This window comes from Streptomyces yokosukanensis (genome assembly GCF_001514035.1).
In the GTDB taxonomy this organism is placed as follows: Bacteria; Actinomycetota; Actinomycetes; order Streptomycetales; family Streptomycetaceae; genus Streptomyces; species Streptomyces yokosukanensis.
Window position 1 is genome coordinate 231,687 of sequence record NZ_KQ948217.1, and the last position, 14,462, is coordinate 246,148.

The 14,462-nt window shown below is 69.0% G+C and carries 13 protein-coding genes; all 13 read left to right on the plus strand.

Annotation, left to right across the window (positions count from 1 at the left end; genetic code table 11):
• Positions 1-56: 56 nt before the first annotated feature.
• Entirely contained in the window at positions 57-572 is a 516-nt protein-coding gene (locus AQI95_RS28735; RefSeq protein WP_067130022.1) for a DUF6624 domain-containing protein, read from the plus strand.
• A gap of 401 nt (positions 573-973) precedes the next feature.
• Positions 974-2,005: a radical SAM protein gene (locus AQI95_RS28740; protein ID WP_159056594.1), complete on the plus strand. Its 1,032-nt coding sequence runs from the start codon at positions 974-976 to the stop codon at positions 2,003-2,005.
• The gene (locus tag AQI95_RS28745; protein WP_067130028.1) at positions 2,002-3,405 is read left to right on the plus strand and encodes a B12-binding domain-containing radical SAM protein; all 1,404 of its coding nucleotides are present in this window, start codon (positions 2,002-2,004) and stop codon (positions 3,403-3,405) included. The genes AQI95_RS28740 and AQI95_RS28745 overlap by 4 nt, the downstream gene beginning before the upstream one ends.
• 83 nt (positions 3,406-3,488) lie before the next feature.
• Positions 3,489-4,442 carry a S66 peptidase family protein gene (locus AQI95_RS28750; protein ID WP_067130032.1) on the plus strand — a complete coding sequence of 318 codons (954 nt, stop codon included), beginning with the start codon at positions 3,489-3,491 and terminating at the stop codon, positions 4,440-4,442.
• On the plus strand, positions 4,439-5,443 hold the full coding sequence (locus AQI95_RS28755; RefSeq protein ID WP_067130035.1) for an amino acid--tRNA ligase-related protein: 1,005 nt from the start codon (positions 4,439-4,441) through the stop codon (positions 5,441-5,443). The genes AQI95_RS28750 and AQI95_RS28755 overlap by 4 nt, the downstream gene beginning before the upstream one ends.
• Positions 5,444-5,464: 21 nt before the next feature.
• Complete coding sequence (locus AQI95_RS28760; RefSeq protein ID WP_159056595.1) at positions 5,465-5,881, plus strand: hypothetical protein; 417 nt, start codon at positions 5,465-5,467, stop codon at positions 5,879-5,881.
• Positions 5,878-6,621 (plus strand): SDR family NAD(P)-dependent oxidoreductase, encoded by a 744-nt coding sequence (locus AQI95_RS28765; RefSeq protein WP_067130041.1) that lies wholly within the window; start codon positions 5,878-5,880, stop codon positions 6,619-6,621. Before AQI95_RS28760 ends, AQI95_RS28765 begins: the two co-directional genes overlap by 4 nt.
• A complete protein-coding gene (locus AQI95_RS49905; RefSeq protein ID WP_067130044.1) occupies positions 6,621-7,652 on the plus strand; it encodes a helix-turn-helix transcriptional regulator in 1,032 nt (343 codons plus the stop codon). Before AQI95_RS28765 ends, AQI95_RS49905 begins: the two co-directional genes overlap by 1 nt.
• A 1-nt stretch (position 7,653) precedes the next feature.
• The gene (locus AQI95_RS28775) at positions 7,654-8,643 is read left to right on the plus strand and encodes a DNA glycosylase family protein (RefSeq protein WP_067130047.1); all 990 of its coding nucleotides are present in this window, start codon (positions 7,654-7,656) and stop codon (positions 8,641-8,643) included.
• A 543-nt stretch (positions 8,644-9,186) separates the two neighbouring features.
• Positions 9,187-9,696: an NUDIX domain-containing protein gene (locus AQI95_RS28780; RefSeq protein WP_067130050.1), complete on the plus strand. Its 510-nt coding sequence runs from the start codon at positions 9,187-9,189 to the stop codon at positions 9,694-9,696.
• A 49-nt stretch (positions 9,697-9,745) separates the two neighbouring features.
• Entirely contained in the window at positions 9,746-11,020 is a 1,275-nt protein-coding gene (locus AQI95_RS28785) for a hypothetical protein (protein ID WP_079071522.1), read from the plus strand.
• Entirely contained in the window at positions 11,017-13,017 is a 2,001-nt protein-coding gene (locus AQI95_RS28790) for an ABC transporter ATP-binding protein (RefSeq protein ID WP_079071523.1), read from the plus strand. The genes AQI95_RS28785 and AQI95_RS28790 overlap by 4 nt, the downstream gene beginning before the upstream one ends.
• Positions 13,014-14,456 carry a phosphotransferase gene (locus AQI95_RS28795; protein ID WP_079071524.1) on the plus strand — a complete coding sequence of 481 codons (1,443 nt, stop codon included), beginning with the start codon at positions 13,014-13,016 and terminating at the stop codon, positions 14,454-14,456. Before AQI95_RS28790 ends, AQI95_RS28795 begins: the two co-directional genes overlap by 4 nt.
• Positions 14,457-14,462: the final 6 nt, after the last annotated feature.

Consider the following 14,462-nt stretch of genomic DNA (forward strand, 5'->3'; position numbering starts at 1 on the left):
CGCACGCCGCACCTGGACGGCGCAGCCCGCCCGTCCCCACCGAGGAGGAACAAGCAGTGAAAAGGCCGGACCTGGCAAATGAGTTGAAGGAGCGCCAGGAGCGAGACCAGACGGCCAGGCATCGCATGCTGGAGTCACGGCTCCCGGAGGACTCCGCGGCGGTGAGGGCCATCGACATGGACAACACAGCTTGGCTGAAGGCCGTCGTGTCGGCGCACGGCTGGCCGGGCGTGGACCTCGTCGGTGAGGAAGGCGCCGATGCCGCGTGGCTGATCACGCAGCACGCCGACCACGACACCCAGTTCCAGCGCCGCGCGCTGGAACTGCTGACCCACGCAGCGCTCGCCGGTGATGTGCCGGCCCGGCACTTCGCCCTTCTCACCGACCGGGTCCGGGTCGCCGACGGACCGCAGGTGTACGGCACGCAGTACGAACAGGACGGCGCCGGCAACGTTGTAGGGGCTTACCTGGTCGAGGACCCGGAGCGCCTGGACGAACGGCGGATGGCGCTCGGCCTGGAGCCGCAGGACGTGTATGACCGGCAACTCCGCGCGGTGCATGAGCGGAACTGACCACCAGCCCCGGACGGGTGCCTGGACCTGACACGCAGGTGCCCGCCCGTTCCATCCCTGGAAGAAGCTTTTGTCGATCATCGACAGCAAGAGCAGTCTCGGTAGCGGATGACGGCCCGTCGGCTCCAGGGGCTGATCAGCGCCGGGAAGCCTCATACGTCACACAGATTTCAGCCGTCAGCCATTCGACCAAGTCTCGCCGCTCGAGGACGGCCACAACCCAGCGCCCACGCGTTCGAGCCTTGCCATGCAACAACCGATCTTCATAACACTCCTGTCAGGGTTTGGGATTCACGCCCAGCAAACCCTGACATCGAGTCTTCTCCATGTTCTTGCTGACCAGAGAGAGAGGCCGGAAGGCTGTGCACGTGAATGTCAGCGATGTCCGAGGGATGGGTGACATGCGCAAACCGCAGTTACGGGTGACCGTGAACTCCCGTTGCAAGAGGAGCTGCTACTACTGCCGACCCTCGGGCGAGGCAGTAGCCACCGAGTCGGGAACCGATCTGGCCCCCGACCACCTGGTCGCCGTAGCCGCCGCCGCGAAGAGCCAGGGCGTCGATGCCATCAAGCTGACCGGTGGAGACCCGGCCCTCTACGAGCCGCTCGTCGACACCGTGTCCCGCCTTCGGCAGGAGGCCGGCATGAGCGAGGTCGAGGTCATCTCCCGGCACCCGCGGATCGGCGAACTCGCACCGGCCCTGGCCGAGGCAGGGGTGACCCTCTTCAACGTCTCCCTGGACACCCTGGACGCGCAGCTCCACAGGGAGATCTGCGGCGTCGACGACCACGCCGAAGTGCTCGCCGCGATCAGGGCGTGCGTCGCCACTGGCGTCCCGGTGAAGGTGAACGTGGTGGTGATGTCCGGTATCAACACCCCGGAGATCGAGGCCCTGATCGAGTTCTGTGAGGACGCCGGCGTCCACAGTGTGAAGCTGCTCGACATCATCAAAGATCTCAACGAGTCCAGCGAGAGCTTCGCCCGGCGTCTGGAGATCAAGCGACAGCTCCGGCTTCCGGACCTGTACGTGCCGCTGGAGGAGCTGGCCGGCGATCTGCGGGTGCGGGCCATCGACGAGGAAGTCCTCCAGCAGGGCGGCCTCGGGCACCCCATGACCGTGTTCACGATGCCCTCGGGCACCAAGGTCGTGATCAAGGACTCCAACGCCGGCGCCTGGTACGGATCGGTCTGCCGGGGCTGTCCTCTGTTCCCCTGCCACGACGCGCTGATGGCCCTGCGGCTGACGGCCGATGCCCGACTGCAGTTCTGCCTGCTGCGCGAGGACGTGACCGTCGACCTCGCCGCGCTGCTGGACAAGGGCGACAGTGAGGGCCTGGCCGCGCAGCTGGAGGCGGCCTTCGAGATGTATGCCGCCTCCTATTTCCGTCCCGGCGACGCGACCCCCCAGCATCTGGTCGAGGCCGGCCGATGAGCGTCTACATGGGGCTGCCAGGCGGCCTGACTCAGTCCCCGGTCATCCCTCCCCGGCAGGAGACGACCGGCCGGCCCACCGTCATCCTCGCCTACCCGAAGATCGACCATGAGAAGGACTACGTCTACCACTGGATGCCGTTCTCGCTACTCACTCTAGCCAAGCCGCTGATGGCCAGTGGCCTGGTCGACGTGGTGCTGTTCGACGGCAACCAGCAGGACGCGGCGGCATGGGAGCGCCTCCTGGACGAGCACCTTGAGCGCGCCGTGTGCATCGGGGTGAGCATCATGACCGGCGGTGGGCAGATCGGGCACGCCCTGGACATGGTGCGCGCGGCGAAGCAACACCCGTTCTGTCCCCCGGTCGTCTTCGGCGGCCCGCACGTGAATGTGCAGCCCGAGCAGACTGCGGCGCATCCACTGGTCGACGCCGTCCTCCAGGGGCCCGGCGAGAACTCCATGGTCGAGTACGTGAAGGCGCTGCTCGGCCGCACCCCGCGTCGCCTGGTCCCGGGCCTGCGCATTGACGAGGGTGGGTGCGTGGTGTGCGGGACGGTCAACCCGCCGCGGACGGGGAACCTCGGCGCCTACCCGTGGTCGCTGCTGGACGTCGCCCAGTACATCCGTGACGACCCGACGGTGGCCTCCCGAACGCTGAACTACGTGTCCAGCAAGGGGTGCGTGTACAGGTGCAAGTTCTGCTTCGAACTGACCTACCAACGTAAGTACTCGGCGATGGCCGCCCAGGACCTCCTCGACGACATCGCCGCGCTGCAGGCCGCCTACGACATCAACGGCGTGAAATTCTACGACGCGGACTGGTTCGTGAACCTGCGCCGGGCGATCGGGTTCTGCGACGGTCTGATCGACCGCGGCCTGGACCTGCGCTGGGCGGCCAGCATCAACCCCAACGACATCCGCAAAGCCCGCCGGGCAAAACTCCCTCTGCTGGAGCGGATCGCCGAGAGCGGCTGCTCCCGGCTGCTGATGGGAGTGGAGTCCGGCAACGACCGGGTCCTGAACGAGGTGGTGCACAAGGAGATCACCCGCGCGCAGATCCTCGATGTGGCCGGCCACATCGCGCGGCACGGCATCCTCGGCTCCTACACGTTCATCGTCGGGTTCCCCGACGAGACCGAGGCCGAGATGGAGGACACCTACTCCCTGATGCAGGAACTGCGGCAGCTGGACCCGGTACCCGAGACGCGTGTACACCTGTTCGCCCCCTATCCGGGCACACCGCTGTGGGAGCAGGCCATTCAGCACGGCTTCACCGCTCCCGCGTCCCTGGAGCAGTGGTCGACGTTCGACTACTACACCTCGCTGACTCCCTGGACCAGCGAGGCGACCGCCGCCCGGGCCAGGCAGGAAACCCGTATGCGGCTGGCCCCCGCACGCTAGCCCCCCTACTGTCACCCCATGCACTCGGGTCACCACCGATCGTGCGCGGGTTGCCCAAGCTCACCGTTAAGGAGAGAACTCCGTTGAGCACCGCCCGACTTCTGCCCGCGCCCCTCGCCAAGGGCGGCCGTATCGGCATCGTCACCGTGTCCGCGCCCGAACCGGCCGCACATCCGGAGATCTTCGACCGCGGCGTGGAGCGGCTGCGTGGCCGCGGCTACGAACCCGTCATCGCTGCCCATGCTGCGACCCGCGATGGCTATCGCGCCGGCAGCGAGGCGCAGCTCGTAGACGACCTGCATGCCTTCATGTCCGACCCCGGCATCGACGCGGTGGTATGCGCAGGTGGCGGGAAGAACGCCAACCGGCTTCTGCGCGGCCTGGATTACGGGCTGATCGCCGCTCACCCCAAGCCGATCGTGGGCGTGAGCGACCCGAGCCTGCTGCTGAACGCGATCACCGCCCGCACCGGCATGCCGACCTTCCACGGCCCCGCCGTGCTGTGGGATTTCGGTTCCGCCGACGCCCCCGCCGCCACGGGCGACCACTTCGCCTCGGTCCTCGCCGGGGACGCCACGGCCGCGCGGATCGAGGGGCCACTCGCCTGGGCTCGCACCGGCTCCGCCCAGGGGCACCTGGTCGCCGGCTGCCTGTCCTCCCTGCGCTGCCTGCTGGGCACGGTATGGGAGCCGGACTGGAACGGCGCTGTCCTGGCCTGGGAGGACGCGTTCAAGCCCGTCGAGCTGCTGGACCAGACCCTCACCCACTTCCGCGACCGGGGCGTCCTCGACCAGATCGCCGGCATGGTCGTCGGCGAGCTGGTGAACTGCGAGCCCTCCGGCGGACTGGGGGCTCACGAGATGGTCATGGACCTGTGCGCCGATTACACCTTCCCCATCGCCTTCGGGCTGCCGTTCGGCCACACCCCGCTCAAGAACACCCTGCCGATCGGCGCCGAGGTCCTCCTCAACAGCGACGCCGAACACGCCCTGACCATCACCTCCCCCTGGACAGCCCGGGGAGGCGAGCAGGGATGACCATCCCGAAGCAGGAACGGCGCCTGTACGGCACGCTGCTCAAGGAGCACCCCGACGAGCGGAACCTGCTGCTGACCAAGGCGGATCTGCTGGGCGCTGTGCGAGCCTGGCTGCACGAGGCGGGCTACACCGAAGCAGCCACACCGGTGCTGTGCGCGGCGAGGGAGAGCGCGCCGATTCCGCAGTTCTCCACCCGCCACCCGTTCACCGGGGAGAGCTTCCACCTCAAGCACTCGGCTGAGGAACACCTACGGCGCCTGGTCGTCAGCGTCGACCGCGTCTACGACCTCGGCAAGGCGATCCGGGCCGAACGAACGGACGACAGCCACGCGATCGAGTTCACCATGCTGCAGACAGCTGCACGGGACCTCACTCTGTCTGACGGCATCAGGCTGGTCACCGAGCTGGTCCAGGACGCCGTCCAGACAGCGTTTGCCACGCTGCAGCCCCCCGGCGGCATCGACTTCTCCGCGATCACCACCCGCACGGTCGATGACGCGATCGCCGAGGCACTGAACCTGCCGAAAGCTCCGGTAGGTCCTGAACTCGTCACGGCGGCCCGGAAGTGGCTGGCCGGCCACGGCCTGACGGCAGGCGAATCCGACTGGGCGGTCATGGAGGACTTCGTCAAGCACGCCGTCGAGGAGGCCGTTACCGCCCCGGTCGTCCTGTACGGGTTCCCCTACGAGTTGCGGCACAACTCCCGCGTGGACGCCTCCGGCCGGGCGCAGCGGTTCTCCCTGATAGCTGCCGGGACCGAGATCTGCGATGGCGGTGTGAAGCTCCGCACGGCCGACGACTACCGGCCGATGGTGGAGAACAACATCGCCCTGCGTACCCAGCTGCACGGCGTTCCGGCCGACGAGGGACCGACCGACTTCTTCGCCGACATCGGCTGCGACCCGCTCGACGTCTTCACCTTCGGCCTCGGCATCGAGCGGCTGCTCGCGCTGTGCACCGGCCGGACCGTGTTCGAGACCCTCACCTTCCCCTACCACTAGACCGAGAGGACCCTGTCCAACGTGGCCAGCCCAACCTTGCGCGCCGTGGTGATCACCGAAAGCCTTGCCAGCGGCTCGCTCCCAGCAGCGTTCTCCGGCATGGAAGACCGCCGCTACCCGCATCTGCTGGACGAGCACACCCCGATCGAGATCACCGAGGTGACGGTGCCGGCCGAGCGGGCCGCGGCACTCGCGCTGGAGCTGGCCGCCGCGCTGAAGCCACGGCTGTACTACGCGCACCTGCTGGACGAGGAGCGCATGCTGGTCGCCTTCCCGCACACGGTGGTCGACATCCCCCGCGGCGACACCGGCGCCATCGCCCACGCCCGCAGCATCGGGGCGCTCTTCGACATCCCCGACGAGCAGATGCGGTTCGGTGAGATGTGGGATACGGACCATCCCGACGCACCCGCGCAGCCGGAGGCCGGCACCCGGTGACCCCGCCCCCGTCCACCAGTGCCCCGCTAGCTGTCATCACCGGCGCCAGCGGGGCGCTGGGCGCCGCGATCCACAACCGGCTCAGCGAGGCAGGCTGGCGGATCGTCGCCACCTACAACACCCATGCCCCCGGGCTCGTTCGGCAAGGCGGGGACAGCACCTGGGTGCACTTCGACGCCGCCGCCGACGCGTCAACCGAGGCGCTGCGGCAGGCGGTCGACACGCAGTCCGGTCGGCTGCACGCGGTCTTCGCCTGCGTCGGGGCACCCTCCAGCAAGCGGCCGGTGGCCCAGACCGCAATCGGCGAGTTCCAGAGCGTCCACGAGGCCAACGCCCTCAGTTTCGTCCGCACCTGGCACGCCGTGGCCCACCGGGCTCGGTCCGACAAAACGTCGATCCTGGCCATCGGGTCAGACGCCGGGCAGGCCGCTCGCGCGAACAACGGCCCCTACACCGCGGCAAAGGCCGCTCTCGAATCGCTCGTCGTCACGGTGGCCAAAGAGGAGGAGCAACACGGCGTCCGGGTCAACCTGCTCGCCCCCTCGCTCATCGATTCGCCCCTTGCTCACCACGTCATGTCACTCAAGGGCGTCACCGACCCCGACGGATATTTCGCCCAACTGCCCTGGGGCCGGCCCCTGACGCTGGACGAGGTCTCCGCCGCGTGCATCGAGCTGGCCACCGCCGCGCACTGGTCATACACCACGGGCCAGATCTACCCCCTGGGAGCAGTGCGCTGATGGTCGACGCCGCACGGGCCCGACAGCTGAACATCGTGCACCTGCTCCGCAGCCGGACCAACGTGCCCGCGCCGGAGATCGCGGCCCGCTTCGGCGTCACCGAACGCACCGTGTACCGCGACATGGCCGCCCTCACCGCCGCCGGCATCCCCGTTCAAGCCACCCCCGGCAAAACCGGCGGCTACCGGCTGGCCGCCGACACCGCGCTGGACCCGCTCACCATCGACTCCGATCACGCCCTGCGGCTCTACGTCCTCGGCTTCCTCGACTCTCCCAACCCGGACGCAGAAGCAGAGGGCCGGGCCCGTATGGCGGGCGTCAGCGACACGGTCCAGGACGTCATCCGGCGCCTGGCCCAGCGCATCCACTTCGACACCGCCGACTGGTACTGGCGCGACGAAGGCTCCGGCCACCTGCCAGTCCTGCGCACCGCCATGCTCACCGCGACGGCGCTTGAGACGACCTGGCGCACCAAGGACGGCTATCAGGAAACGGCCCTGCTCAAGCCCTACGGGGCGGTCTGGAAGGCAGGCGAGTGGCACATGGTCGCCGCCCGCACCACGGGCAACCCCACCCGCTTCCGGCTCAACCTGGTCAACCGGCTCCACCCCACCGACCTCACCTTCGCCTATCCCGAAGACTTCTCCGTCCGAGACTGGTGGGCCCAGACCATGGAGGACTACGGCAAGGGCGATATCCGCGTGACCCTCCGAGTGGCCCCCGGCGCTCGGGACGAGCTGCTACGCCTGAGCCTGAAGTCCACCTCGCGCATCCGCCAACACGACGACGGATTCTTGTCGATCGTGCTGTTCGTCGACCGCTGGGAATGGCTCATTCCGCTAGTCACCAGCTACGGGCCCCACGTCGAAGTCGTCGAGCCCACCGATCTGCGAACGGCCCTCATCCAGCATCTGCGCCGCACCCTCGCTCTCTACGACCACGCCACGACCGGCGGCCCCGCCCCGCCCGATGGCCCACCCCACGACGACTCCCGCCTCCGATCGACCCACGGCCGCCACCCAGGAGCTTGACGTGACCCCCCGCACCCTCGACCACACCGACACCCTCGAACTCCCCGTCACCGGCGACGGGGAGTTCAACGCCCTGCACACCTTCTGGAAGCCGTCCCACTACGCCACCGGCCTCGAAGCCCACACCCAAGCCCACAGCTGGCGTACCTTCCGCATCGACAACCTCGTCGTCGGTGTACGGCTGCGGGCCGAGGGTCGCACGGTCATCGCCGATGTCTACGCTGACGGGGATTTCAAGCCCGACCAGCGTCAGCAGCTCGCCCGCCGGCTGGTCTCCTCATACGGCCTGGACGAAGACCAGGCAGCGTTCACGGAACTCGCGACACGCGTGCCCGCGATGCGCCAGGCGCTCACAGACTTGGGCGGGATGCGGCAGTCCTGCCCCGAGGACCACTTCGAGATCGCCGTGATCGCCCTGCTGCTGCAGAACGTCACGATCGCCCGCACCACCCAGATGACCCGCAACCTGCTGATCCACTACGGCCGTCTCGTCCGCTTCGACGGGATCACGCTGCGGGCCTGGTTCACCCCAAACGAGATCGCCCATGTCCCGCCCGAGACGCTGAAGGAACAGGACCGGCTGGGCTTTCGCGCCAAGAGCATGCCGCACTACGCGGCCTACTTCCGCGACCACAGCACCGAGGACCTCCAGGCCGCCGGAAACCTCATGGAGGCCGTCCAGGAAATCAAGGGAGTCGGGCCCTACACCGCCGCGGTCATCGCCTCCCACGCCTCGCGCGACCCAGCCGTCTTCGGCATCGACGTATGGAACCGCAAGATCCTCGCCCACTGCCTCCTCAACGCCGACGACGCCGAACCGCAGACCGTGATGGCCCGCCTCAATGAGCTGTTCCCTGGCTACGCCGGCACCGCGGGCCTCTACCTCGTCGAGCACAGCTACCTCAGCCGACCCGTCGCTCCACTGCTCGCCCCAGACCAACACGCCCTCGCCCGTTGGAGCGCTTCCCTGGAGCAGGAGGCTTCTGCGTAAGCCGGCACACCCCACACAAAGACCCGTTCGCGCTTCACGAGCCGTGGCCACTTGGCGCCGCGGCCTGCCCCCGCCATGCCCCGGCACTCCCCTCGTGCATGCACCGGGCCGCTCCATCCCAGCTTTGCGGCACCTATTGGACACGGAGGCACGCCGCCGGCCGGGCTCAGAAGCCCTCTGCGCGGCACGCCGCACAAAGGGCCGCGCAATCACCGGATCGTGTTCGGTTCACACTCGGACGCCCACCAACGTGGTCGAACAGGCGCCGCTTCCAGTCACCTCTAGCCCGGGACACCAAATCCGCACATTCGCTCGAAGAATTCGCCCGCACCACCCCCGAACGCGTTCCTTCCGAGGCCGTTAGTCCGAGCATCTGTCCGAGCTTCACGTCAACGAGGAGGCGCAATGCATCCCGGCATGCGACGCACCGACGTTCCGCGGGACTTCGAACAGAACGGGCACCTGCGGCCTCCGGGACCTGGCGCACCGGGGCCCCAGCGCGCGGCGGAGAGCCCCCGCGTCGCCCCCTGCAAGGGGGCTCACATGACTGACCGCTACAAGAGCATCGTCGACGTACTTGTCCTCCTACACCGACAGGACGGCCGCGTGCTATTGCTCCGCCGAGCCGAGCCCCGGTACACCGGGCAACTCACCATCGTCGGCGGCCATCTCGACCGCGACGAGTGGTTCGAGGACGGGGCGTGCCGCGAGGTCCGTGAGGAAGTCGGGGTGCACGTCGATCCCGAGGATCTGTGGCTGTGCTGTACCGCGCATCTGATCTCTCCCGATGGGGAGCGCCGGCTCGCCTTGTTGTTCACCACCCAGACCTGGAGCGGTGAGCCGTTCAACGCCGAGCCGGACAGGCACACCGAGCTGGTGTGGGCCGAACCGGGTGAACCTCCCCTCGACGCTCACCCCTTCACCGGAGCCCTGCTGGAGCACTTCGTCACAGGGAGCCCCCGCGCCAATATCCGCATGCCCGCCACCGGCGAGGAGGCAATCCGTGACCGCTCCGTCTCCTGTCCCCCCGTGACGCCACCGAAGGAGTCCTGACCGCACCGCACCCGCGCCCGCCGATTCGCCCTGCTCGTTGGAGGTCCGCATGCACCACATCACCCCTGCCGCTCCCCACACCGCGCCACCTCCTCCCCTGCCCGAGGAGGACCCCCGGGCCTGGCGGGCACGCCAGGAAATGGTCGCCCGGCTGGAAGCCGACCAGCCCCTGGTCCCGGTCGTGCGCGAGGTTCTGCTCGCCCTGCGTCTGGACGTACTGATCCCGCGAGCGTACGTACGCCAGGTACCCGACGGTGTCGAGCCGGGAGTGTGGAAGCTGCTGGACGGGGCGCATCCCGAGGACCGCGAAGAGTGGATCAAGGTTCTCTACAGCGGCGACAGCGTCCGCGTCCAGCACGATGGTGAACGCCTGGACGGGCAGCGGCGGGGAGTGGTGACCGGCGGGCGCATCACGTCCATGTCCAGCGTGCTGTCGATGACCGCCGCGTTCCTCGGCGAACTCCAGCCGCAGAGGGGGCAGTCCTTCCTTGACTTGGGCAGCGGCCCCGGGGTCACCGGGGCGGCGGCGTGCCTGATCTGCGGACCGGAGCGGGTGACACTCGTGGACCGCGACCCGCATCTGGTGGAAGCGGTCCTGGAGCGCCTGGCCCCGCTCGGCTTCCGCCCCCGCGCCGTCACCGGAGACGGATATGCCGGAGCGCCTGCCTTCGGTCCGTACGACCGGGTGCTGTCCGGCTTCGCGGTCGAGGCCGTCCCGCCGCACTGGCTTGATCAACTGGCCGATGGTGGTCGGCTGTTGACAACTATCACGACCCGGTCGCCGAGCTGGCCGGGACGTGCCGTTGTGGAGAAGACCGCGCGGGGGCGTGTGGAGGCCACGTTGCGCGGGGTGCGCAGTGGTCATCGCCCTGCGCACGGGCTGGAATGGCTCACCGTGCTCGCCCATCGCGAGCGGATCGCCGCCGAGCCCGGCTCGCGCCGGCATACATCGTTGGCGCCACCGGACGAGAGTGCGTACGGCCTGTGGCTCGCCCTCGATCATCTGGCCCCTGGGCTGGTGCGGGACTACCGGGCCGAGCACCTGACGCTCGTCGCCCCTGACGAGGACTCGTGGGTCGTCGTGCGCCCTGCGGCAGACGGCAGCTGGATGGCCGAGTCCGTCGGCGAACGGCCCGTCTGGGCCGAAGTCGAGGAGGTGCACGCGCGCTGGCTGGCGGCCGGCGAGCCGACCTCCTACCGCTTGGAGGTCGCCGCCGACGGATCCCAGCACGTCACATCCGCCACCGGACCAGCACCTCTGGAGTGGGCGCTGTCCGCCCCGGCCGCACCGGGCATTCCCGCCCCGGCACAGGAGCGGTCATGAGCGAAGACACGGCTCCGCAGCCCGATGCGGAGGAAGCTGAGAAATCGGTGTCGGCATCGGAGATGCTGCTGTTCGGCGGTCAGTTGGAGTACGACGTGGGCTGGAACGCCCACCACGGGGCGTGGCTGGGGTTGTCCTTGTGGTCGATGGCCCGGCAGCTTCCCCGTTTGGTGGCTACGTCGGTGCGGCTGGCGCATTGGGCGGACCGGCGGGCGCTGCGCACGGTGGCCGTGGCCGAGATCGGTTCGGGAGTCACCCAGGCGGTCGGCCTGGTGGCCGTCAATTCGGTGCTGAGCCATCTACTGGGTGCGGGGACGATCACGGAGCGGATCACCCATGCGTTTCCCGTCCTGATGGCCGTGTCGGTGATGGGAGTTGTCGGGGCACTGTGTGCGGCGGCGTCGACCGCCGCGACGGGGGCCTTGGAGCCCAAAGTCCAGCGAGTGGCCACGGAGCGGTACCTGACGCTGGTCTCGCGGGTTGAGCTGAAAGCGGTCGAGGACGACGAATTCCACCGGCTGCTGGACTCAGCGTCCTGGGGCGCGGAGTCGGCCCGCCGGATGGTGAAGTACACCACGACCGTGGTCAACGCGCTGATCTCTTTGATCGCCGCAGCCGGGGTTCTCACCGTGCTGCACTGGGCCTTGCTGCCGCTGCTGGCCGCGATGACGCTGCCCAGCGCGTGGGGTGCAATGGCCAAGGCTCGCCGCCGGTACGTCAGTTTCCACCAGTTCGTGCAGCACGCCCGCGCTGCGCAGCTGCTGACCCGGCTGTTGATCAGCCAGGAGGCCGCCGCCGAGATCCGCCTGTATGCGATGGGCCCGTTCCTGCTGGAGCACTTCCGGGGCATGGCCGACACCAGCGAGCGGGAGCAGTCCCGGCTGGCCCGGCTCGATGCCCGTACCGGTCTGCTGTCCTCCGCCGCGACCGGCGCCGCCACCGCCGCCACGTACGGAATGCTCGGTGTGCTGCTGTGGACCGGGTCAATGCAGCTGTCCGTCGCCGGGACCGCGGTGCTGGCCATCCGCTCCGGCTCCTCGGCCCTGCGCCGATGCGTCCTGCAGATCTCCGACGTCCACCAGGAGAGCTTGTTCGTCGGGGACTTCGAGCGGCTGTGCACGGAAGCCGACCGCCGCGCCATCCCGGACGGTGGCCAGGACCTCCCCGAACACGTAGAGGAGATTCGCTTCGAGAAGGTGACCTTCACTTACCCGGGCAAGGAGAATCCGGCGCTGTCCGAAGTGGACCTGGTACTGCCTGCGGGCAAGACGATCGCACTGGTGGGCAGCAACGGTTCCGGCAAGTCGACCCTCGTCAAGCTGCTGTGCGGGCTCTACGCGCCCGACGAGGGACACATCTGGTGGGACAGCGTGGATGCGGTCCGCGCCGACCGCGCACAGGTCTTCGACCGCGTCGCCGCCGTGAACCAGGACTTCTATCGGTGGCCCTTCACCGCCCGGGTGAACATCGGCATCGGCCGCCCCCGCCGCCCGTTCGACGACGAGCCGATCATGGAGGCGGCCACGTACTCGGGTGCCGACACGGTCATCGACGAGCTGCCCCGCGGGCTCGGCACGCTCCTGCAGCGCGGCTACAAAGGCGGGCAGAACATCTCCGGCGGACAGTGGCAGAAGATCGGCATCGCCCGCGGGCGGTTCCGCTCAGGCCAGGTACTCGTGGTGGACGAACCCACCAGCGCCCTCGACCCGGCCGCCGAGCAGCGCGTGTTCGACCAGATCCGCGCCCTGGCCGGCCAAGGTCAAACCGTCGTCCTGGTCACCCACCGCCTGCACAGCGTCCGGCACGCCGACACCATCGTCGTCCTCGACCACGGCCGCGTCGTCGAGCAGGGCGCCTTCGACCAGCTCATGGACCCCCACACCGGCACGGGAGCCTTCCGCGACGCCTATCTGCTCCAGTCCCACGCCTTCAACCAGACCGTCCCGGACCAGACCACGGCACCGGACCCCACCACGCCCGCCTCGGAGCCAGCATGAGCGCTTCCGCCCCCACACCGGCACAGCCGCCCGCAGCGACGCCACCGCCGGCAGCCAGTGAACGCTTCGCCGCGCCCATCGACGTACACGCGGTCCTCCTACGCCCCGGCGCGACCGAATGGGAAGTCCTGCTCACCCGCCGGACCGGGGACGTCTACGCCACCGGTCTGTGGCACATGCCCTCGGGCCACATCGACGGTGCCCACGAGGACGCCGTCGAGGCCCTCGTCCGCGAGGCCGCCGAGGAAATCGGCGTCGCCATCGCCCCTGGCGATGTTCAGATCGCCGCTGTCGTCCATCACCGCAGCCCCACTGGCTCTGCGCGCGTGGGTGTCTTCGGCGCCGTCCGGTCCTGGACGGGTGAGCCGCACATCCGCGAGCCCCATCTGTGCAGCGAGATGGCCTGGTACGCCCTCGACCGCCTCCCGCCGGACATGGTCGCCTACCCCCGCGCCGGGCTGGAGGCCCTGCGCGCCGGACGTCACTTCGCCATCCATTTCCAGCAGCCCGACGATCCGATCGCCTACACCACGGCCTGCCCGAACCGGCTGCAATTGCTGTCCGAGACCAACTCCCGTGATCTGGCTGGCCCTTCGCAGGCACTCTGGAGGTTCGCCGAGCAGGCCGTCGGCCCGCTCGCGGCAATCGAGGACGCCTCATGGAGCCGTACCACCAGCCGAGTCTGGAAGATGACCGGAAGGTCGGGCGGCACCTGGTACCTCAAGCAGCACCCGAGCGAGAAGTTCTACTCGCGTGAGGTGTTCGCATACCGGGAGTGGGTGCGCGCTCTCGGCGAACGCGCCCCGCGCCTGGTCGCCTCGGACGACCGGCTCCTGGCGGTCGTCCTGACCCAACTACCCGGCCGTAACCTCCACGGCCTCACCCTGGCATCCACCGACGAGCGCCGTGTGCACCAGCAGCTCGGTGAGATCGCGCGGGCCTTCCACGACAGCGCCCCTGGCCACCCGGCCGAGCAACCGCCGGTCTCCCGCACCCAGAAGGTGGACCGTCACCTTCAGGCAGCCCGGCCGCTGCTGTCCTCCGCCGACGAGGACCTGGTACGCCGGCTGACCACGCGCTACGACAGCCTGCCGCCCGGCGAGCGTGTCCCTACCCTGGGCGACTTGCAGCTGCGCAACGCCTTGCTCACCGACGCCGGCCTGGTCGGCGTCTTCGACTTTGAGCGAGCCGAGCAACGGCAACGGGGCCACGACTTCGTACGCCTGGCCGACCTCTGGGACGGCCGCGAAGACCTGCGCGCTGCCTTCTTCACCGGGTACGGCAGGCCCCTGACACCGCTCGAAGCCGAGCACATGGAGTGTGAGGAGGCCCTCGACGCCCTCAGCGGCATCGCCTACGGCCTCACCCACGACGACCCCGAGGTCGTCGAGCGCAGCCGCCGGACCCTGCGCCGCCTCCATCGCACCCAGAGCGCCTGACCAACC